The sequence below is a fragment of the Neorhizobium sp. NCHU2750 genome (assembly GCF_003597675.1).
Classification (GTDB): Bacteria; Pseudomonadota; Alphaproteobacteria; order Rhizobiales; family Rhizobiaceae; genus Neorhizobium.
This window is the reverse complement of record NZ_CP030827.1, coordinates 1,696,576-1,713,975: the sequence shown is the minus strand read 5'-3', so window position 1 is coordinate 1,713,975 and position 17,400 is coordinate 1,696,576. Positions and strand designations below refer to the sequence as shown.

The 17,400-nt window shown below is 62.3% G+C and carries 19 protein-coding genes; 8 read left to right on the top strand and 11 right to left on the bottom strand.

The window, feature by feature from the left end; translation table 11 throughout:
- Positions 1–62 precede the first annotated feature (62 nt).
- Positions 63–1,298 (top strand): MFS transporter, encoded by a 1,236-nt coding sequence (locus tag NCHU2750_RS08425; protein ID WP_119940032.1) that lies wholly within the window; start codon positions 63–65, stop codon positions 1,296–1,298.
- Between the two features lie 84 nt (positions 1,299–1,382).
- Here NCHU2750_RS08425 and NCHU2750_RS08420 read toward each other — a convergent pair whose 3' ends face one another.
- From NCHU2750_RS08420 to NCHU2750_RS08405, 4 genes are all read right to left on the bottom strand, one after another.
- Positions 1,383–2,591 carry a hypothetical protein gene (locus NCHU2750_RS08420; protein ID WP_119940031.1) on the bottom strand — a complete coding sequence of 403 codons (1,209 nt, stop codon included), beginning with the start codon at positions 2,589–2,591 and terminating at the stop codon, positions 1,383–1,385.
- 215 nt (positions 2,592–2,806) lie between these two features.
- Positions 2,807–3,250 (bottom strand): GNAT family N-acetyltransferase, encoded by a 444-nt coding sequence (locus NCHU2750_RS08415; protein ID WP_119940030.1) that lies wholly within the window; start codon positions 3,248–3,250, stop codon positions 2,807–2,809.
- 82 nt (positions 3,251–3,332) lie between these two features.
- A complete protein-coding gene (locus NCHU2750_RS08410; protein WP_119940029.1) occupies positions 3,333–3,998 on the bottom strand; it encodes a hypothetical protein in 666 nt (221 codons plus the stop codon).
- A gap of 226 nt (positions 3,999–4,224) precedes the next feature.
- A complete protein-coding gene (locus tag NCHU2750_RS08405) occupies positions 4,225–4,566 on the bottom strand; it encodes an ADP-ribosylation/crystallin J1 (protein WP_119940028.1) in 342 nt (113 codons plus the stop codon).
- 293 nt (positions 4,567–4,859) lie between these two features.
- Between NCHU2750_RS08405 and NCHU2750_RS08400 the strand changes: the two genes are divergently transcribed.
- The gene (locus NCHU2750_RS08400) at positions 4,860–6,110 is read left to right on the top strand and encodes a PrpF domain-containing protein (RefSeq protein ID WP_245480364.1); all 1,251 of its coding nucleotides are present in this window, start codon (positions 4,860–4,862) and stop codon (positions 6,108–6,110) included.
- A gap of 33 nt (positions 6,111–6,143) precedes the next feature.
- Here the strand turns inward: NCHU2750_RS08400 and NCHU2750_RS08395 are convergent, their stop codons facing one another.
- The gene (locus NCHU2750_RS08395) at positions 6,144–6,512 is read right to left on the bottom strand and encodes a winged helix-turn-helix transcriptional regulator (protein WP_119940027.1); all 369 of its coding nucleotides are present in this window, start codon (positions 6,510–6,512) and stop codon (positions 6,144–6,146) included.
- Positions 6,513–6,668: 156 nt separating this feature from the next.
- Here NCHU2750_RS08395 and NCHU2750_RS08390 point away from each other — a divergent pair, with 156 nt between their 5' ends.
- A complete protein-coding gene (locus NCHU2750_RS08390; protein WP_119940026.1) occupies positions 6,669–7,472 on the top strand; it encodes an alpha/beta fold hydrolase in 804 nt (267 codons plus the stop codon).
- Positions 7,473–7,550: 78 nt separating this feature from the next.
- On the opposite strand, the gene NCHU2750_RS08385 is transcribed toward NCHU2750_RS08390, so the two are convergent.
- The 4 genes from NCHU2750_RS08385 to NCHU2750_RS08370 all read right to left on the bottom strand — a co-directional run bounded on the left by NCHU2750_RS08385 (position 7,551) and on the right by NCHU2750_RS08370 (position 11,191).
- Positions 7,551–8,288 carry an SDR family oxidoreductase gene (locus NCHU2750_RS08385; RefSeq protein WP_119940025.1) on the bottom strand — a complete coding sequence of 246 codons (738 nt, stop codon included), beginning with the start codon at positions 8,286–8,288 and terminating at the stop codon, positions 7,551–7,553.
- Between the two features lie 94 nt (positions 8,289–8,382).
- Positions 8,383–9,144: an ABC transporter permease gene (locus NCHU2750_RS08380; RefSeq protein ID WP_119940024.1), complete on the bottom strand. Its 762-nt coding sequence runs from the start codon at positions 9,142–9,144 to the stop codon at positions 8,383–8,385.
- The gene (locus NCHU2750_RS08375; RefSeq protein WP_119940023.1) at positions 9,141–10,067 is read right to left on the bottom strand and encodes an ABC transporter ATP-binding protein; all 927 of its coding nucleotides are present in this window, start codon (positions 10,065–10,067) and stop codon (positions 9,141–9,143) included. The genes NCHU2750_RS08380 and NCHU2750_RS08375 overlap by 4 nt, the downstream gene beginning before the upstream one ends.
- A gap of 158 nt (positions 10,068–10,225) precedes the next feature.
- Positions 10,226–11,191: a GlxA family transcriptional regulator gene (locus NCHU2750_RS08370; RefSeq protein WP_119943103.1), complete on the bottom strand. Its 966-nt coding sequence runs from the start codon at positions 11,189–11,191 to the stop codon at positions 10,226–10,228.
- Between the two features lie 282 nt (positions 11,192–11,473).
- On the opposite strand from NCHU2750_RS08370, the gene NCHU2750_RS08365 reads away from it, so the two are divergent.
- Positions 11,474–12,148 carry an alpha/beta fold hydrolase gene (locus tag NCHU2750_RS08365; protein ID WP_119940022.1) on the top strand — a complete coding sequence of 225 codons (675 nt, stop codon included), beginning with the start codon at positions 11,474–11,476 and terminating at the stop codon, positions 12,146–12,148.
- Positions 12,149–12,267: 119 nt separating this feature from the next.
- On the top strand, positions 12,268–13,062 hold the full coding sequence (locus NCHU2750_RS08360; protein WP_119940021.1) for an alpha/beta fold hydrolase: 795 nt from the start codon (positions 12,268–12,270) through the stop codon (positions 13,060–13,062).
- Positions 13,063–13,108: 46 nt separating this feature from the next.
- Here NCHU2750_RS08360 and NCHU2750_RS08355 read toward each other — a convergent pair whose 3' ends face one another.
- Positions 13,109–13,978 (bottom strand): LysR substrate-binding domain-containing protein, encoded by an 870-nt coding sequence (locus NCHU2750_RS08355; protein ID WP_119940020.1) that lies wholly within the window; start codon positions 13,976–13,978, stop codon positions 13,109–13,111.
- A 97-nt stretch (positions 13,979–14,075) separates the two neighbouring features.
- On the opposite strand from NCHU2750_RS08355, the gene NCHU2750_RS08350 reads away from it, so the two are divergent.
- The 3 genes from NCHU2750_RS08350 (at position 14,076) to NCHU2750_RS08340 (ending at position 15,928) form a co-directional block, all read left to right on the top strand.
- On the top strand, positions 14,076–14,675 hold the full coding sequence (locus tag NCHU2750_RS08350) for a LysE family translocator (protein ID WP_119940019.1): 600 nt from the start codon (positions 14,076–14,078) through the stop codon (positions 14,673–14,675).
- A gap of 93 nt (positions 14,676–14,768) precedes the next feature.
- Positions 14,769–15,242, top strand: a complete 474-nt coding sequence (locus tag NCHU2750_RS08345) for an ABC-2 family transporter protein (RefSeq protein WP_119940018.1) — start codon at positions 14,769–14,771, stop codon at positions 15,240–15,242.
- A gap of 452 nt (positions 15,243–15,694) precedes the next feature.
- Positions 15,695–15,928 carry a hypothetical protein gene (locus NCHU2750_RS08340; RefSeq protein WP_119940017.1) on the top strand — a complete coding sequence of 78 codons (234 nt, stop codon included), beginning with the start codon at positions 15,695–15,697 and terminating at the stop codon, positions 15,926–15,928.
- 51 nt (positions 15,929–15,979) lie between these two features.
- On the opposite strand, the gene NCHU2750_RS08335 is transcribed toward NCHU2750_RS08340, so the two are convergent.
- Positions 15,980–17,347 (bottom strand): extensin-like domain-containing protein, encoded by a 1,368-nt coding sequence (locus NCHU2750_RS08335; RefSeq protein ID WP_119940016.1) that lies wholly within the window; start codon positions 17,345–17,347, stop codon positions 15,980–15,982.
- Between the last annotated feature and the right edge of the window lie 53 nt (positions 17,348–17,400).

Genomic DNA, 17,400 nt, shown 5'->3' with positions numbered 1-17,400 from the left:
CTAGCATGGAAACGCCAGAGCGTCACGCTTAATCCTGATGAAAATCAAATCAGGAGATTCTCATGCACGGCAGCCCTTTACCATCCGACGACGAAACGCGGACCGGACACGGTGTCGCACATGATGCCGGCACAGGCGAAACATTTACCCGCTGGGGTGCGGTCGCGTCGCTGACGCTTGGCGTATTCGGGCTCGTGACGGCCGAGTTCCTGCCTGTCAGCCTGCTCACGCCGCTTTCCGAAGATCTCGGCGTCAGCACCGGCGTCGCCGGCCAGTCGATCACCACCACCGCCGTGATGGCAGCCCTTGCCGGGCCTGGCATCGTCATCGGCACGCGCGCCATCGACCGGCGCGTCACTGTGCTGGCGCTGACGGCGCTTCTGGTCATATCGAGCCTTGTCGCCGCCACCGCCGCCAACATCACCATGGTGCTGATTGCCCGCGCGCTGCTCGGCATCGGGCTTGGCGGCTTCTGGGCGATGTCGGCCGCGCTCGCCATGCGGCTCGTTCCCGCCGCGATGATGCCGCGGGCGATGGCGATCATCATGGCCGGCGTTTCGGTTGCCACGGTCTGTGCCGCGCCGCTCGGTGCCTGGATCGGCGCGACGCTCGGCTGGCGGGCTGCCTTCTATCTTTCGGCCAGCGTCGGTGTGATCGCCTTCATCGCCCAGGCTGCACTTTTGCCTGCCCTGCCGCCAAACGGCCATGCCGGTCTCGGCACGCTGGTGGCACTGTTGCGCCGCCCGGCCATCCGCACCGGGCTGATCACCATCCTGCTGTTCGTTGCGGGCCATTTCGCCGGCTTCACCTATATCCGGCCGTACCTCGAACAGGTTCCGCAGCTCGATGTGGAAACGATCTCGCTGATCCTGCTCGTCTATGGCATTGCCGGCTTCTTCGGCAATTTTCTCGGCGGCATCGTCTCCGAGCGCAGCCCGCGCCTGTCGGTGACGCTGTTTGCGACGCTGGTCGCAGCGTCCGCCGTGGTGCTCGCCATCGGCGGTGCCTCGCTCGCGGTTGCCACGACGGCGATCGCACTCTGGGGGCTCGGTTTCGGCGCCTTCCCGGTCAGCATCCAGAGCTTTGTCGTGCGGCATGCGCCGGACGAGGCGGAAAGTGCCGGAGCGCTCGTCATTCCCGCCTTCCAGATCGCCATTTCGAGCGGCGCCATTCTCGGCGGCGTACTGATCGAACTCGAAGGCCCGGTATCCGTGATCTTCGTGCTGGCGATTGCCGCACTTGCCGGCGCCTCCGTCATGGGGGCGCGGGGCGAACGCAGGCAGCTTTCGCTCGGCTAACACGGATCGGCCCATCCGAAACGGCAAAGCCGTCCGCAGCGCAACCGCCGCGGACGGCTTTTTTTATCGAGCCTCTCGCGACTCTCAGGCCGCTTCGGTTTGCGACAACCGCCCAAGCGCCTGGTCCAGCGCATCGGGCGAGGAAAAACCGTCGAAGGACGACGCCGGCAGTGGACCTGACGTCATCAGGCCGAAATCGAAATGCGTCTTCCGATCCGACCCCAGCACATACTGGCGGTGAACCCGGAGGAAATCGCGCTTGATCTTCCGGTAGCGGTCGCGCTCGAGCATGTTGCGGATGCGCAGGAAAATCAGCTTTGCCGGCGGCGCATCGCCATTGCCGGTCAGTTCCGTTACCGAGGACTTGTAGAAGCTGATCGGATCTGTGAGGCACTGGACCTCGATGACGCCGAGATTTTTGGCGCGCGTGATCAGTCCCACGCGGGCGCGCAACACGCGCGCCGACCGCATCAGCGCGCATTGCAGGATGGCGCCACCGAGCGTGACGAAGACGACGCGCTTGCCGTCGAAGAGATCGGGTTCCCGTTCGAGAAGTCTTCCGATGACATGCGCCGCCATGCTGGAGCCCATGCTGTGCGAGGTCACGACGTATTCGTCGGCCGCTTCGTCGAAGGCCGCCCTCGCCTTCTGCGCTGCGTCATCGATCCAGGCGTTGATGACCGGATCATCGAGCCTTGCGACCGCAACCGCCATGTCCCAGTCGGATAACAGGTGCAGCGTGTGATAACGCTCTGAGTAGGGCAGAACCGCCTTGAGGAAGAACAGAAGGCCAAGTACCACCGCCGGCAGGTGGAACCAGGGGGAAAGTCCCAGCCAATGAGGCGAGACGGCCAAGGCGAGACCGATCATCAATCCGAGCCCGATCAGCAGGAAGGGAAAGATGAAGAACAGGCCGAAGCGCCAGGCATGGCGGAAATAGCCGGAGGCACCACCTTCCCGGATGACCGCCGCGGCACTCAGGAAACCGCCGACAAGACGAACAGGAAGCGACCTGCTGGCCAGATGGGCAACGATTGCATCATGATCCAGCATGAAGATGCGGCTCGAGGTCTTCCAGCCTTGCCCTGCCCTCGTCACCTCGACATCGAAGCGGGGACAGCCCGGACCTTCCGAAAGCGGCCCGACATCGGCATCGAGATGCCAGAGTTCGGCGGTCTTGGCCATTGCCCGCTGATAACGATCCCGATGACGGGTGGCATCCAGCGGCTCGAAGCCTGGAAAATGGATCACGACGCGCTTTGCCACGCGCCGGCGAGAATGGTCTGCCTGCACTTCACGTTTCTTTCTGACAAGACAGGTTTTTCCGGACCTGCACCGGATAAGTCCCGGCCACGCCGACCGCGTGCCCTCTCTGAGGATGGCCTAATCGCAACCCTGTGGCGGGATTAAGGTCTGTTACGCAGATAGCTCACACGCAGCAAGAGTGCCGCGGGCGTGGCGGGTGGGAAATTTGGCGGATTTTGGTTTCCCGTGTGGCTTTGGAAACCTCAGAGCTTCTTTTCGAAGAACACCCGGTTGAAACCGTTCTCGCTGCGCCGGTCGGTCTCGACATAGCCCAAGCGTGGATAGATCGACAGGTTCTCGATCATCTTCTCGTTGGTATAGAGTTCGATCGCCGAGAGCCCCTGCCGGCGGGCCTCCGCTTCGCAGAAGCCGATCAGAGACTTGCCGACGCCTTTGCCCGCGGCGGACGGCATGACCGCGACATTTTCCAGAAACATGTGGCCGTCATCGGGGAAGAAGACGATGAAGCCCTGAAATACGCCATCGTCATCCTCGGCGACATAGACCTCGCCGGCAGAAATCTTTGCTGCGAAATCCGCATCCATAGGCGCCGGCCGCCTGCCGATCGCCTCGATATAGCGCGTATAGGCGCTTTCGGCACAGGCCCTGATATTCGTTTCGTCCGCTGCGACTGCCGGTCTGATCACTGTGTCACGCCCCTCTTATTTCGGGGGATATCAGCACAGAGAGCACGCGACGGCAATGCAGTTCGCCGCCAAATCACGTTGCCTAGCCTCGTGGCGAGTATCCGAGCATCAGGCGTTGTCGCGCATCTTCCGCTGCCAGACCGATATCCGTCACCGATGAAGCGACCTGTTCGATTACACCGTTTGACAGGCTTTTAGCCGTGATCTGCAGAAAGTAGGCGCAACCACTCCGGGCCAGGTGGCGAAGCAGAACATCCAGTTCCGACGCCGATTTTTCAGCAAGATCATAGAAGGCCAGAGCGTCGCCCCGGCAGCGCGTTGCACCGTCCCTAAGCACATTGTGCCGCCGGTCGAGATAGTAGGTCGTGCTGATATCGCCCTGCCAAAACCAGTTTCCGACGAGTGCCGGTGCGCCCCATCGCGCCAACACGAGGTTCGGCCATTCAGCCAATGGCAGCAACCCACCGAGTTCAACGTCCCGTTTCATCAGATGGACGACGCGGTAAAGCCGCGAACCGGTAACCGGCGACGAGAAATAGAACCTGTAGAACCGCTGCGTCTGCGCCTGATCGGCGGAGGCAAGCAGGCTTTCCAGGAAGCGCTGCTCAGAGACAAACTTGCCTTGGCTTCTCCGGACAATAAATTCTGCATGCTCACTCACTCGCCAGGAAGCGCCGAGCCGCTTCTTCACCTGATCCGGGTTTTCCGCGAATGAAAAGCCGCTGTCTGGCGCAAGGATTTGCGCCATCGGCAGAGCGTGTGCGGCCGGCCGGTCGCGATCATCCGCGTGAGCGAAAAATGCGCTCAGAGACAGAGCCCCTACCGCTAGCAGAAAATACCCTATTCGCATCGATCACCTGCCCAATCCGTGACATCGAACGACCGAATATCGGCCGGGTCATCACATGGATTATCCTCCCTCCCAAACCGGCAGCGGGAGGCACCTCGCCCCTCGCAATCAGCCCGAAGCGGCATCACATCTCGCGCTCGAAGGTTCTCGTGACGACAATTTCCCCGACGATAGCCGCATTGAAATTTTCGAGTTCTTCGGCGGGTATCCAGTATTCGCGGAGAGCCTTGCCGCCGGCTTCCTGTGCGGCAAAGCCGTCAAGGAAGGAGGTCAACACCTCAAATCGCGTGACATAGCCGGCACCATCCCGACCAACGTTCCAGTCCCGCGCGATGCGGATCGCGTAATCCTCGCTGAGGACGGGATAGAAGATCGGCTGGTCCGGCAGTCGCGGCGGGAATGCGCGCATGCCGCTTTGCCTGATCAGTTCCAGTTCCGCCGGTCCGACCGGCCTCCAGAGTGTCATTGTCTCCACGTCGCGCACCCGAAATCAAAATAGAACAATCAATCACCTTATAGCGGCTGACCTGAAGGGTCACAATGTGCGGATGTATCGCATAGGTCGCATCGCAGTCTCTCGGATTCGATGTGTCACTCCACTTCGGCGTGTACTCGCCGCCGGGTCATCAGCCTCAAGTCAACTTCTCAGCCGTTGCGGACCTTCGATCCGAGCTTTATTTCACGAGGCGGTCGAACGCGCTTCAATAACAAGGCGGCGCGCCCGGTCTCGCCTTTGCCGTTCGAGAGGTATCCTGCTCCATGTCCGCACAGACCGATCGCTTTCTCAGCATTCGCCGCGCCGCTGGCGAAACGGAGTTTCCGGTTCATCACATGCGCGGCGGAACGTCGACGGGGCTCGTTTTATGGGAAGATCTGGTTCCGGCAGAGCCGCATCTGCGCGAGGAACTGCTGCGCCATCTGATGGGTGTGCCGCTTGACGGCACGCTCAAGGGCAATCGCCAGATCACCGGGCTGGGGCGTGGGCCCGCAACCAGCAACAAGGTCTTTCTGGCGCGTGTCGAAGAGGTCGACGGCAAGCGCCGGATCGTCAGCACGCTTGCGCAACTGGCGTCGGATCACGGACGCATCGACTGGAGCGTGAATTGCGGCAACATGTCATCGGCCCTGTTGATGTGGGCGCTCGATTGCGGATTTATCGAGGGCAGCGTCTCGGGCATGGTGGAGGCCGAAATCGCCAATACCAATACCGGCGTGGTGACCACTGCGCGCATGGAGCGCGATACCGGCGGCCGGTCCAAATGCGCCGAGATACCGGGCGTCGACGGCTCGTTCCCGCTGGTCGATCTGTTCCTCCACGCGCCGACCGGAAGCAAGACGGGACATCTCCTGCCCACCGGTTCCGCGATCGACGAGATTGCCGGTCATGTCGTCTCCTGCGTCGATGTCGCCGTGCCGATGGTGATCGCCAGGGCTGCCGATTTCGGCAAGACGGCCGAGGAGCCGGTTGCCGAACTGGAGGCGGATCTCGAATTCAAGAGCCGGTTCAAGCAGGTCTGGGTGGAAGCCGCGCTGCGCATGGGCCTGTGCCGGAAGGACGGGCAATTGATGACGCGTGCGGAGATCGAGCAGAGCGAGACCGTGCCGAAGGCCTGTATCGTCGCCCCGCCCCGCGCCGGCGGGCATATCGCCGTCCGATATTTCACGCCGCAGACCACGCATGCGTCTCTCGCGGTTTCGGGCGGATGCTGCCTCGCTGCGGCAGCATTGATCCCCGGTAGCGTCGCAAACCAGATCGCCACCGGGCTTCCGCAGATCTCCCCGTCCTATTCCGACCTTGGCATCCGCATCGAAAATCCGGCCGGCATGCTGGATACCACGCTCGACGCCCGATCGGTCGATGGCGCGGTGGATATCCGCCGCGCGGCCTACCGGCGCAGCAGCCAGATACTCTTGCGCGGGCACACACCGCTCTATCGCGCGTCAGGGGAATTGATTGCGGCGCTGGAGAAATTTCGCTCTCGCCCCACACTCCCATATACTCGGGATTAGAAGGCATCCGTATAATAGCTTCCACGCCGGAAGCTAAGCCGCATCCATCGCGCGGTCTTCCTCGGCCCATTTGCTTGCCAGAATATGAAGCCCTTTGATGACCTGGCGCATTTCCTCAAGGCGCGGGGTGGGCGCATAGATCACTTCGGGTGGCACGGTGTCGCGGATGCTGCGGGTGATCAGACCGCGTCTTTCAAGCGCCCGCAGCCGGACGGTCAGCACCCTTGTCGATATCCCCTCGATATGCCGCTGGAGCACCGCAAACCGCAAAGGTCCGTTCATCGCCAGCAGGCACAGAATATGCATCGTCCAGGGACCGGACAGCATTTCGAGAAGGCCGAAAAGCTCGCATTCCGGCTCCGGCTGTTCAGGGACAATGGCAAGTTCGCTTCGGTTCGACATAGTACTCTCGATCTGGGGCTGCCGATCTGTGGCGCTTCGGCCCGGCGGCCTGTTACTTCAAAGTGCCTTCTTCCGCTTTCGTCCCATCTCTCTTAGGCATCGATACCGCCGACCACAACGGACGGCCGGCGAAATTGAATTGTGAAAGGCAGAGCAATGCCCAATCAGAACCAACATGGCGGCGAAGACCGGGAGAGCCGGATCAACTGGATAAGGACCGGACCAGCGGATGCCGAGGCGGTGCTGCTCATCCATCCGGTCGGCTATGACCTGACCCATTGGGACATGCAGATCGACGGTCTCCGTCACGCCTATGACGTCATTGCCTTCGACCTGCCCGGACACGGCCTGTCTCCGGCTTTGCCAGAGGATTTTTCCTTCGAGGTTATGGCGGCCAGAGTGAAATCCGTCATCGAGGCCTCGGGTCATCGGGCCGCACACATTGTCGGCATATCCGTGGGCGGGATGATCGCCCAGACCTTCGCACTGGCCCAGCCGGACATGACCTTGTCCCTCACCCTCGTTGCGACCGCATCAACCTTTCCGACGGCCGCAAGAGAGGGGATGCGCCTGCGTGCCCAGACTGTCCGGCAAAGCGGCATGGCCGCGATCCTGGAGCCGACGCTGCAGCGGTGGTTTACGCCGGCAACGCTTGCCGAGCGCCCGCATGTAATCGACCGCGTCACCAAGGTTCTCCTGGCCGGAAACCCGCAGGTCCATGCCGCGATGTGGGAGATGATCGCCGGTTTCGACCTGCATGACAGGCTGGACGCGATCCGATGCCCGACGCTCATTCTCGTCGGTGACCAGGACCCGAGCACGCCGCCGACCGCTGCCGGCCAGATGGCAGAACGGATTGGAAATTCGCGCCTGGTTGTCATCGAGGGCGCCTCCCACATGCTGGCGATCGAACGCTTCGAGCGTGTCAACGCCGAGATCACGTCATTCCTTCAGGGCTGATCCGGCTTTCAGCGCAGATCTGGCAAGGAACAACCGCCAGCAGCAAGAGGAAACGCACACGCACTCCTCATGCCACCATCACTGCATGATCAGCCCGCCATCGACGGCATACTGGCTTCCGGTGACATAGGAAGAATCCGAAGACAGCAGGAACAGCGCCACGGCTGCAGCTTCCTCGGGGGTTCCGGCGCGTGCGAGCGGCACCTGTTCGACGACGAAATTCTCGAAACCCCGGCGGGCCTCGTCCGGCAGAAAGCTGCGGAAATTGGTTTCGATCGGGCCGGGCAGAAGCGTGTTGACGCGGATGCCGCGCGGCGCGAGAGCTGTGGCCCAGGATCTCGCCATCGCCACAACCGCGCCCTTGGTGGCAGCGTAAAGGCTGGTGGCGGCCGCTCCTTCATAGGTGGAACTCGACGAGGTGACGACGACGGAGGCGCCCTTTGCGAGATGGGGAGAAAGGGCGGCGAGCTGGAGCATCGGTCCGCGGACATTGGTCGCCATCATGCGATCGAAGTCCGCGGCGTTGATTTCCTCTGGCGCCGCCAGAGTGGCGAAGGCAGCGTTGAGCCACAGGCCGTCGAGAGGGCCTGCCGAGGCGACGATCCCGGCAAGCGCCGTCGCGGTCGGATCGGCGGCATCGTTGCGGACGACCAGTGCACTTTTGCCGAATTCCTGCCGTGCCGCCTGGAGACGATCTTCGTTCAACCCCGTCAGGATGACCTTACCGCCCTCGGCGATGATGCGGCGGGCGCCGGCGAGACCCATGCCGCTTGTGCCGCCGGTGATCAGCACGCGCCTGCCGTCAAATCTCTCCATCTTGACCTCCGCTGGCCGCCCCCTTGGAGGCATCCATTGCATTTGAAGCGCCGGCCCGAACCGGGACCACGCCGGACAACGAATGGCAGCCCTGTCAGCTGCGCAACCGGTATCCCGTCTTGAACATCCAGCCGAGGACCGAGAGGCAGACGGCGAGGAAAACGCCGATCATCACGAGGCTGACGACCGGGTTGACGTCGGCGATCTCGTAAAAGCTCCAGCGGAAGCCGGAGACGAGGTAAAGCACCGGATTGAGATGGCTTACCGCCTGCCAGAAGGGCGGCAGCATGTCTATCGAGTAAAAACTTCCGCCGAGAAATGTCAGCGGCGGCACGACCAGCATCGGCACGATATTGAGCTGTTCGAAATTCTTCGCCCAGACGCCGATGATGAAGCCGAACAGGCTGAAGGTGATGGCCGTCAGCACCAGAAAAAGTACCATCAGGACGGGATGGGCGATGCGGATCTCGACGAAGAAGGAGGCGGTGGCGAGGATGATCAGGCCGATGATCAGGCCCTTGCTGGCGGCCGCCCCGACATAGCCGACAAGGATTTCCGTCATCGCCACGGGGGCGGAGAGGATTTCGTAGATCGTGCCGGTGAATTTGGGGAAATAGATGCCGATCGAGCCGTTTGCCGTGCATTGCGTCAGCAATGTCAGCATGATCAGGCCGGGGGTGATGAAGGAACCGTAGGGAACGCCGTCAACCGTCTGGATCCGCGAGCCGATCGCCGTTCCGAAGACAATGAAATAGAGCGAGGTGGTGATGACCGGTGAAATGACGCTCTGCAACAGCGTGCGGCGCATGCGGGCCATCTCGAAGAAGTAGATGGATTTGATCGCTTCGATATTCATGCCTTTTCCTCCACCAGAGCGACGAAAATGTCCTCCAGCGAACTCTGCCGCGTCGACAGGTCCTTGACCTGTATGCCGGCCGCCGTCAGGGCGGAAAGAAGGGCTGCGATGCTGCCCTGCCCGTCGTCATTGCCATAGTCGTGGGTGAGCCGCATGCCGTCCTCTGATAGCGCCAGATCGAAACCGCCGAGGCTTTCCGGCAAGGCCTGGAGCGGCTCGGCGAGTTCGAGCATCAGCTGCTTGCGGCCGAGCTTTTTCATCAGCGCCGCCTTCTGCTCGATCAGCAGCAGCTTGCCGCCGTTGATGACGCCGACGCGGTCGGCGATCTCTTCCGCCTCCTCGATATAGTGGGTGGTCAGGATGATCGTCACGCCGTCCTCGCGCAGCTTCTTGACCACTTCCCACATGTCGCGGCGAAGGCTGACATCAACGCCGGCGGTCGGCTCATCGAGGAAGAGGACTTCCGGCTCATGGCTCAGCGCCTTGGCGATCAGCACGCGCCGCTTCATGCCGCCGGAAAGCTCGCGCAGCATGTTGTCCTTCTTGTTCCACAGCGACAGTTCGCGCAGGATCTTCTCGATCAGCGCCGGGTTCGGCTTCTTGCCGTACACGCCACGCGAAAAGCTCACCGTGTTCCAGACCGTTTCGAACTGGTCTGTCGTCAGTTCCTGCGGCACGAGGCCGATCATCGAGCGGGTCTGGCGAAAGTCCTTCACCACGTCATGACCGCCGACGAAAACCTTGCCGCCGGTCGGATTGACGATGCCGCAGATGATCGAGATCAGCGTCGTCTTGCCAGCGCCATTGGGGCCGAGCAGCGCCAGGATCTCGCCACGCTCGATGTCGAGATCGACGCCTTTCAGAGCATCGAAACCGTTGCCATAGGTCTTGGTCAGCTTCTGGACCGATATGATGGGGGGCATGGGAATTACGCTTCCACTGGAAGATGTTTTTACAAGGAAGGCGCAATATAGGGGTGAATATTTGCGAATCTATCCCTTGGGGGAAGAATATTGCGTTCCGGATTCCGGGGCAATCCATGGGGCTAATCAGCGCCTTGGATCGAACGGAGCCCTTGTGCCTAGGCGAGTGCGCGAAAACTTTCGCGGTAGCGCAGCGGCGTGACGCCTAGCCGGCGCTGAAAGGCGCTGCGCATCTGGTCGGGGCTCGCAAAGCCGCAATCGAATGCCACGGCCTTGGCGACCAGATCGGTCGCTTCCAGGAGATTACGGGCGTGATCGATACGGATGTTCTCGACGAATTCGTGGGGCGTCATGTCGAGTTCGCGGACGAACATGCGCGCGATGCTGCGCGGGCTGACGCCGGCGATCTCGGCCAGCCTTTCGACCGGAAAGGCCTCGCCGATATTCTCCATCACATAGGCCTTTACCTTGGCGATCGGGGTGATGGTCTCGCCCGGCAGAAGCAGCGGGCTGAACTGCGACTGGCCGCCCTGCCGCTGCGCCACCACGACGAGGCCCTTGGCACAGGCCAGCGACACGTCGGCACCGTGGTCCTCCGCCACCAGCGCGAGGCTCAAGTCGATGCCGGCGGTGACGCCCGCCGAGGTGACGAGCCGGTCGTCGCGGGCATAGATACGGTCATGTTCGACGCGGGTGTTGGGAAAGCGTGCGGCCAGTTCCGCCGAACAGATCCAGTGCGTCGTCACCGTCCTGCCATCGAGAAGGCCCGCATGGCCGAGCGCGAAAGTGCCGTTGCAGATCGACCCGTAGCGGCTTGCCTGCGTCGCAAAGCGGCGCAGCCAGTCCGACATGGCGTCGTCTTCTGCCCTTTGCGGCAGGCTCGGGCCGCCGGCAACCAGAACCGTGTCGAAGCGGCGCTCCGCAGTATCGAAGGTCAGGTCGGGGATCATCCACATGCCGTTGGAGCAGCGGACCGGCTCGTTTTCCCGCGCCACGAGCAGGCATCGGTATTGGTCATCCTCGGCAAGAAATCCGTTTGCGGCTGAGAACACATCGAGCGGGCCGGCGACATCGAGTGCCTGAACGCCATCGTGTATGACCAGAACGATATCCCGCTTCGGCATCCGCACCCCGTCCGTCCGCCGCGGGACGTCATTGCCCAACATCTCTGCCGCAAGCGGCATATCCCCCCGAGGCAGGTTATCGCACACGGTTGGCAGTTTCTCAATGTGAGCCGTCGTTGCGGCGCGCGAGCATAATTGCGATGAAGAAAGGGCGGGACGCGAGACGATTTCAACGCTTCCCCGACACCCATTCACGAACGGTCGCGAACCGCTGGCGAAGCTCTTTAAAAGGGCCGGTCGGCGCATGCCTGTCCGTGGGGGACACCCAAAGGAGATAAGACAATGATTGCCAATATTATTCTTGTTCACGGCGCATGGGCAGACGGTTCCAGCTGGGCCCGCGTCATTCCGCTTCTGGCTGCAAAGGGCCTGAAGGTCACTGCCGTACAGCTGCCGCTCACCAGTTTCGAGGAAGACGTCAAGGCTGTCACCCGCGCGATCGCGCTCGCCGATGGCGAGGTGGTTCTGGTCGGACACAGCTATGCCGGTGCGGTGATCGGCGAAGCCGGCAATGATCCGAAGGTCGCAAGGCTCGTCTATATCGACGCCTTTGCCCCCGATGCCGGGGAATCGGCCGGTTCGCTCTTCGCCCAGTTCAAGTCCGCACCGCTCAATGCCGAGATCCGCCCGGATGCTCAGGGCTTTCTCAAGCTCACCGAGACGGGCGTTTCGACGCTGTTTGCCCAGGATCTCGATGCGACCGACAAGGCCGTGCTCTACGCCACGCAGGGGCCGGTCAATGGCGCCGCACTCGGCGGCACGCTGACCGCCGCCGCATGGCGGACCCGGCCGACCTATTACATGATCGGCAATAACGACATGGCGATCCTGCGGGCCGAGCAGGAGCGCATGGCAGCCCGCATGAATGCGACCGTCACCCATGTGGAGGCGAGCCATGTGCCGATGCTGTCGCAGCCCGAGGCCGTGACGCAGTTCATCCTGCAGGCCGCCGCCTGAAAGACGGCATGCGGACAGAAGAGGGATGCCGGCGCAATGCGCGCCGGCCCCGATACTCGCACTGATACCGGCACGGGCACCAGCACAGGTACCGACACTGGCCTGAAAGGAAAGACGTCATGAAAATCAGATCGAAGGATATCGAACTCCATGTTGAGGATGCTGGCGCGGGCCAGCCTGCCCTCGTCTTCCTCCACTATTGGGGAGGTTCATCGCGGACATGGCGGCATGTGACGGAAAGACTGCAGCCGGAATTTCGCACCATCGCGATCGACCAGCGTGGCTGGGGGAAATCGGATGACGCACCGGGCGGTGACTATGCGCTCACGGACCTTGCCGGCGACGCAGAGGCGGTGATCGATGCACTCGGGCTCGATCGCTATGTTCTCGTGGGCCACTCGATGGGTGGCAAGGCTGCCCAGCTTCTCGCCTCGCGGCAGCCGACGGGGCTTGCAGGCCTCGTCCTCGTCGCGCCCTCCCCGCCCTCGCCGCTCGGCATGCCTCTGGAGGTCAGGCAGGGCATGGTCGGTGCCTATGCGAGCCGGGAGAGCATCATGGCGACCGTCGATCAGGTGCTGGCCGGTAGCCCACTTGGCGCCGACGATCTCGAGGGCGTGATTGCCGACAGCCTGCGTGGCGCCGACGCAGCAAAATCCGCATGGCCGCTCTCAACAAGCCAGGAGGACATCACTGCCGACGTTGCGCATATAACCGTGCCAGTGCTGGTGATTTCCGGCGAGAACGACCATGTCGACCCGCCGACGGTGCTGAGACAAGAGCTCCTGCCACGCATTCCGCAGGCGGAGCTCCATATCCTCAAAGGCGTCGGGCATCTCTCGCCGCTCGAGGCACCGGATAGCCTGGCGGACCTGATCGGCAGCTTCGTGCGCGGGCTTGGCCGGATGGGTGCCTGACCAGTGCAGGGATCGGATTGCCGGCGAGAAGCGACCGGCTATCCAGCTACCATTGCGACTGCGGGCCGGCAGCAATGCCTTCGCGGATATGCCGTGCAAGTTCGGCAACAGCCGGCGATGACTTGCCCTTCGACCGGTGGAGGTTGATGGAAAAGGGTGTGAGTTCCGGCAGGCGTTCTCCCGATAGCAGGATGGCGAGATCACCGGGCACGGTCGATTCCAACGATGCGGTCACGGCAAGATCGGCCCGAACCGTCGCCCGCGTCGCGTCGATACTGCCGCTTTCAAACAGCGTGCGCCATGCGAGATGGCGTTCATCGAGCGCCTTCAGCACAGCCGGGCGAAAGGCGCAGGTTTCCGCCACCATGGAGACGGGCAGCGGGTTCTTCAGATACGCCGTACCCGCCCTCGCCCCGACCCATACGAGCCGGTCGACGGCAAGGCTCTCGCCACGCGAGGCACCGATCGGTTCCTCGACCAGCGCCAGATCGATGAGACCACCGTCCACCGCCTCGATGAGTTCGGGTGAAGCGAGGCAGACAAGCGCCACTTCGACGCGCGGATTGTGCTCGGCATAGGTTTTGAGGATCGGCGTGAGCCATGTGCCCACCAGATCATAGGGTGCCCCCAGACGCACGCGACCCTCGATCGCCCGCTCCGTCATCGCCGACCAAAGCTCGTCGTTGAGAACCAGCATGTGCCGTGCCCTGAAGAGAAGCCTTTCGCCGACCGCAGTCAGTCTCAGCGTCCGCCGCTCTCTGAAAAACAGCTTTCCGGCCAGGCGCTCCAGCCTTGCGATCTGCTGGCTGACTGCGCTCTGGGTCAGGTGAAGAGCATTGCCGGCCGCCGTCATGCTGGCATGATCGGCAACCGCGACGAAAGTTCGGAGAAGGGCAATATCCAGATTACGGCTCATGATGCATTATAGTTGCTAATGTTACTCATGCACAACATGCGTTTTTATAATGCGTCATATGGCGGTAGACAGCCATTTTCAGTGCTGGGACCCCCCTATGGCCGCTGCCGATTTCCTCTCGTTTCTTCTCTTTGTCATCGTCTCCACCATCACACCCGGAGGAGCGACGACGCTTGCAACGGCATCCGGCGCTCATTTCGGCTATCGCCGCTCACTTCCGATGATCGCCGGGATCGCCATGGGCCTTGGTTCGATGGGCGCATCGGCAGCGGTCGGGCTCGGCGGCATCATCATGGCGCTGCCATCGCTTCAGTTGGCCATGAAACTCGTGGGCAGCTGTTATCTCCTCTGGCTTGCGTTCAAGATGAGCCGCAGCGGGCCGCCACACCTGCAACGCACGATCGCCCGCCCGACGCGGTTCATCGGTGCGATCTGGCTCGTCTGGCATAATCCGAAAGGCTGGGCCATGGCGCTCGGCGCCGCCGCTTCCTTTGCTACGCTCGCGGAAAATCCTCTGCATCTCTGCGCCATACTCGGCCTGTCATTCGCCATTGCCGCGGCGCTCTCGCTTTCGCTCTGGTGCCTCGCCGGATTGCTTTTGGCGCGCCTGCTGAAAACGGATCGGCAATGGCACCTGCTCAATCTCGCCCTCGGCCTTCTTCTGGCGGCTTCAGTCGTGCCGATGTGGCTTGAATAGAACGGTCTTCCGGCGATCCGTCTACAACCGGGATTGCAGGCCGTCGCATGACGGTCATATGCTGCGTGTACCCGCTGAAGTCCCTGGGCGTTTCTGGTCTTTTCCGGCATCAATATCGAATATGGCGGGCATATCGCGCTCGGACTGGCGATGATGACATGGGCGTTGCCGCAACTCGGCCTGGACTGGTCGGCGATGAAGATGCTCTATCTCGTCGCAACCCTGATCAGCGCGGCACTTCTGACCGGCGCGATGCTGACCATAGTCGGCGCCATGGCGCTCGTTCTCACCCGCTCACGCTACCTGTTCGGCATCTATTTCGATTTCTGGGAGCTGGCACGCTATCCGCTCACCATCTTCGCTATGCCGCTGCAATTCGTCCTCCTGTCGGTCGTGCCGCTCGGCTACATGGCCTATGTGCCGGTGGCCTCGCTGATTGGCAAACCCGTGCCGCTGATCGGCAGTGCGGCACCCTTTGCAGCACTATCGGCTGGGCCGGTGGCAGTGCTCATCGCGATCATCGTGTGGAAGGCCTGCGAACGGCGCTACCAAGGGGCCGGCGGTTGATGGCCCGGACCGGAGGCCCTGCCGTGCGGCGGAGCTCTCTTTCGCAGCAAAAAACACCACAATACTGGGGATAAGATGCATTTCGACACCCGGCTTCGGTTGCCGCTCACCCAAACGGGTGGTGACGCCAGCCCGTGGCAATGTTCGACTGATACTAAGGAACAATTGTGCTGGCGTGGCAGACCAGTCGATCTCACACTGGGTCATATCAGCTGAAATCGGAGGCCGCGGCTGCGGCAAGGCAACAGGGGACGGCTTTAGAAATCGGTAAGAATCCGAGGGCTATGGTCGGCGCGGGTCAGCCCATGTGAGATCGGCCAAGGCGATAGGCCCAAGCTTTGCCGCACCGTCATTTGACGTAATGCAAGCGCTGATATCTTGCCGTATATGCGGTGCCAGGATACCGGACCGCATATTTTGCTATTGATTTTCGCAGTTGAAAGACGATCCCGATGCCGAATTTCGCGAAGAAGGTCTTGCCCCAGGATGCCACGCCCTCCGCGGAGGAGGACCTGGACGATTTCGACTTCGCTTCGCTCGACGAGATGGCGACGATGATGGTCGAGGCGCTCACCATTCCGCTGCCGGGCGATTTTCACGGGGCCGGTGACGCGATTGGCGATCTCGAAAGCCAGCTCAAGGCCGGCAGTGCACTTCGGCATCCCGGTTCCCGGCGCATCAACTGATCGCTGATCTGCCTTCCCTTCCGTAAAATCCGCAGCCAGCCACCGACATCGTCAGTCGCAATAGGCGCGACCGCCGCGGCGCGAGCGCAGGTCGAAATGGAAGTGGTTCCAGTGTTCGGCATTGCTGCCCGGGCCAAGCACGGTGGAGAAATACTTGCAGCCGTCGCTGCGCACCGATTTCAGCAACCCGCCCTCGCGGAAGGAGAACAGTCCCTTCTTGCGCACATCGATATCGTGGCCGTTCTTCAGCACGATCGCGCCGACATCGATGGCATTGCCATGGGCATGTTCGGACATCGGATTATAGCGCTGATGGCTGTTGTTCATCTTGCGGCAGGAATAGCCGCCGAGCGGTACGATCTTCTGGATGCCGGTGAAATAGCGGGTGCGGGCAGAGACGGCGAGATCGTTCTTCACCCATTTGGCGAAGGCGAGCGTCACCTGGCAATTCAGCGTCACCGCCGGCTTGACGTCGATGCCGCCCGACAGTCCTGACAGCTTGACCGGATAATCGATGCCGCAGCTTTCCCCCTGCGAGATGCGCGGCAGATCGCGAAACTCGACACCGAGACGGCGAAGCTCGGAGCGGCAGGCGACTTCGGATTGCGGCATGATCTCGCGCGGAAAGGCGCCGTCAGGAACGCTCATCGGGCCGTCGGCGGCCATCGGGTTGTTCGGCCGCAGCATGGCGACTTCCTGGGCCCCACCTTGAGGTTGGGCAGGCGTCCGGCTTGGCGGTGTCACGGGAGAATTGTCGTCCCAGATCATGCCGGAGGACACCCCCTGCCCCGAAATCCCTGCTCCCATTCCAGCTCCTTGGCGCTTCGGCGGCACGATGACGCGATCGTCGGCGGAGGGTGATGCGGCCATCGGCTGGATGCCGGCGCGGGTCGTCTTCGGCTTCAGCGCCACCGGATGATCGGTACCGATGCCATCGACCACCGGCTCGTCGCCGACGCCCTCGGCGATATCGGTTTCCTCTTCCTCGGCAAGGCCCACCACGCCGCTCTCGTCGGGCGCGAAGCCGAACTGCTCGTCCATATTGACGCCGGCCTGCGGTATCGTCGCCGGTGCGCGGCCCGAAGCACTCCCCGGAGCGCGCAGATAGTGGTCGCCATCAGGGGCCGGCGCGGACGAGGCTAAGGGTGCAGACGAGGATGGCGAATAGGTTTGGGAGGGCGCGGTCAGATAACCGCCGCCGGCCTGAGATACGGGCGCGGGCGACATGCGATAGGCCTGCTGCGACGTCTGGCCGGCAATCGGCGCTGGAGGAAGCTGGCGGCTCGACTGGATGGAGCCTACCTGGGTGCCGTGATCAATCGATGCCGGCGGCACGAGATTGTCGGCCGAACATGCAACCAGCATGGTCGAGACCATCAGCGAGCCGATGGCCCGCGTCGATCGTGAAGCATACGCCATACCAGTTGCCTCCCTCTCGATGCCGAAACGACACAGGCTGAGACTTTAGGCAG

Coding starts and splice junctions, on each gene's coding strand:
- NCHU2750_RS08425 (WP_119940032.1), top strand. CDS start 63: ATGCACGGCAGCCCTTTACCATCCGACGACGAAACGCGGACCGGACAC.
- NCHU2750_RS08410 (WP_119940029.1), bottom strand. CDS start 3,998: ATGGCGCAAATCCTTGCGCCAGACAGCGGCTTTTCATTCGCGGAAAAC.
- NCHU2750_RS08405 (WP_119940028.1), bottom strand. CDS start 4,566: ATGACACTCTGGAGGCCGGTCGGACCGGCGGAACTGGAACTGATCAGG.
- NCHU2750_RS08400 (WP_245480364.1), top strand. CDS start 4,860: ATGTCCGCACAGACCGATCGCTTTCTCAGCATTCGCCGCGCCGCTGGC.
- NCHU2750_RS08395 (WP_119940027.1), bottom strand. CDS start 6,512: ATGTCGAACCGAAGCGAACTTGCCATTGTCCCTGAACAGCCGGAGCCG.
- NCHU2750_RS08390 (WP_119940026.1), top strand. CDS start 6,669: ATGCCCAATCAGAACCAACATGGCGGCGAAGACCGGGAGAGCCGGATC.
- NCHU2750_RS08385 (WP_119940025.1), bottom strand. CDS start 8,288: ATGGAGAGATTTGACGGCAGGCGCGTGCTGATCACCGGCGGCACAAGC.
- NCHU2750_RS08380 (WP_119940024.1), bottom strand. CDS start 9,144: ATGAATATCGAAGCGATCAAATCCATCTACTTCTTCGAGATGGCCCGC.
- NCHU2750_RS08375 (WP_119940023.1), bottom strand. CDS start 10,067: ATGCCCCCCATCATATCGGTCCAGAAGCTGACCAAGACCTATGGCAAC.
- NCHU2750_RS08370 (WP_119943103.1), bottom strand. CDS start 11,191: ATGCCGAAGCGGGATATCGTTCTGGTCATACACGATGGCGTTCAGGCA.
- NCHU2750_RS08365 (WP_119940022.1), top strand. CDS start 11,474: ATGATTGCCAATATTATTCTTGTTCACGGCGCATGGGCAGACGGTTCC.
- NCHU2750_RS08360 (WP_119940021.1), top strand. CDS start 12,268: ATGAAAATCAGATCGAAGGATATCGAACTCCATGTTGAGGATGCTGGC.
- NCHU2750_RS08355 (WP_119940020.1), bottom strand. CDS start 13,978: ATGAGCCGTAATCTGGATATTGCCCTTCTCCGAACTTTCGTCGCGGTT.
- NCHU2750_RS08350 (WP_119940019.1), top strand. CDS start 14,076: ATGGCCGCTGCCGATTTCCTCTCGTTTCTTCTCTTTGTCATCGTCTCC.
- NCHU2750_RS08340 (WP_119940017.1), top strand. CDS start 15,695: ATGCCGAATTTCGCGAAGAAGGTCTTGCCCCAGGATGCCACGCCCTCC.
- NCHU2750_RS08335 (WP_119940016.1), bottom strand. CDS start 17,347: ATGGCGTATGCTTCACGATCGACGCGGGCCATCGGCTCGCTGATGGTC.